The sequence below is a fragment of the Streptomyces sp. NPDC041796 genome (genome assembly GCF_055590785.1).
The window spans coordinates 1-1,818 of record NZ_JBVJAH010000095.1 but is presented as its reverse complement, the minus strand read 5'-3'; the positions used below and the strand labels follow the sequence as shown (position 1 = coordinate 1,818).

Genomic DNA, 1,818 nt, shown 5'->3' with positions numbered 1-1,818 from the left:
GCCTCTTCTTCCCCATGCTCTCCATGATGAACATCATCCTTCCGGGGCTGAAGCCCCTGATCTCAGATGTCCGTCAAAGCGGATCAAGCCCAGAGCTTGTTGATGAGCCGCTCGATGGTGTTCCGCTCTTGTAAAGACCGGCGTCGTGGCATGTGGGGCGGCCGCCCCGACGGCCCTTCTTCTTCCGGTTGGCGGCCTGGTCCTTCTTTTCCGGGATGACTGCCTTGATGTTGCGTTTCCGCAGGTAAGAGCGGTTAGCGCGGGACGAGTAGGCCTTGTCCGCGGCGACAACGCCGGGCCGGGTCCGAGGCCGGCCGACAGGCAGACGGACCCGTATCTTCTGCAGCACGGGAACGAACTGCGGGCTGTCGGCGGCCTGTCCCGCGGTCAGCACGAGTGACAGTGGACGGCACTTGCGGTCAGCGGCGAGATGAATCTTGCTCGCCAGTCCGCCACGGGATCTGCCGAGCAGGGCTTGGTTCAAGCGGAGCTTGCGCCGTCGCCTGATGCGCCGTCGCTCTTCCCGCTCAGGGTCGTCCCTGCCGTCCTGTCCGTTCTGTTTCCGGCGTGCTGCCCCTTTTTGCCGTCAGGGCTCTTGCAAAGTTGAATTTCTCGGGCGTTTTCGCTGGTCATCGGGGGATGTCGAGGAGGCCGAGTGGGGCGGTGAAGGGCTGGGAGGACAGGTCACGGACGGCTTCGGTCATGTTCGTGGCGCCGGTGGCGCGTAGCCGGTTGAGGGTGGTGTTGCGCAGGGTGGCCATGTTCTCGGGGCCGTGGCCGGTGCGGATCTGGGAGCGGTCTTCGTCCCAGAGGGTGACGCGCACGTAGTGGATCTTGTTTTCGATGTGCCAGTGGCCGCGCAGGGCCAGGGCAATGTCCTGGGGTTTTGCCTGGTGTGCGGGCAGGTCGGTGATGACGTAGACGGTCTCGCTGGTGCGTCTGCCCGTCGCGGTGTCCATCCGGTGCCGGGTGATTCGGGCGACGTGGCGGGCATGGGGGGAAGTCCAGGTGGGAGACGGTCAGTGCCTGCACGTTCCGGGTCTCCTTGCGGCCGTGGCCCTGGGTGCGGTCGTAGTACTTCGCGGTGGCCTTGTCCCAGGGCAGGCGGCGGCAACTGGCATACAGAGACGGCTGGTTGCGCTTGACGGTGAGCAGGTAGTGGGCCTTCATGTCCTGGACGAGGAACCGTGCGGTGTTCGTCCTGGGTGGGCAGCGCGTCCGCGCTTACCCAGGCGCCCTCGATGTCCAGCGTGCCGAGCACTTCGCGCAGGCAGGGAATCTCGTTGGTCTTGTCGGGGATCCACAGCTGGGCGATGATCTGGTCGTCCTGGTCGATGACGGCCAGCAGATGCGCCGCAGTCCGCGTCCGGGTGCACGAGCCCCGGGCACTCTTGCCGTCCGCCGCCAGCCGCACGGGCCGGTCCTGGTCCGTATCAGGCACATCAGGCCGCAGCAGCATGGCTAGACCGTTGGGGTGCAGCTGACCGATGACCCGGCGGACCGTGTCCATCGACGCGGCCGGCCGCACCCCCAGCGCGCCGCGGACCGGGAAACCCAGCCGGGCCAGGGCGTCCTGGGGCGCCCGCCGCAGCCAGTGCCCGATGGCCGCCAACGAGGCCCCCGAGTTGAAGAACTGCGGACGTCAGACATCCCGCTCAACAACCCGAGGACCTCGCCCGTTACGCCACCCCGCCGTCACTCGATCAGGGGCCAAACTGAACAAGCCCAGTGAACGTCTTTCATCCTGAATAGTTGCAGGTCAGCAACGTGTGAACGGCTCGGACGATGGTGCTGACGCGGCGGGTGGAACATCGGGCT

1 protein-coding gene and 1 pseudogene are annotated in these 1,818 nt (G+C 66.3%); both read right to left on the bottom strand.

Annotation, left to right across the window (positions count from 1 at the left end; genetic code table 11):
• Positions 1–86 precede the first annotated feature (86 nt).
• Positions 87–523: pseudogene (locus tag ACZ6C1_RS39005) on the bottom strand (transposase); the annotation flags it as partial.
• Positions 524–629: 106 nt separating this feature from the next.
• Positions 630–959 carry a hypothetical protein gene (locus tag ACZ6C1_RS39000; protein ID WP_469247772.1) on the bottom strand — a complete coding sequence of 110 codons (330 nt, stop codon included), beginning with the start codon at positions 957–959 and terminating at the stop codon, positions 630–632.
• Positions 960–1,818: the final 859 nt, after the last annotated feature.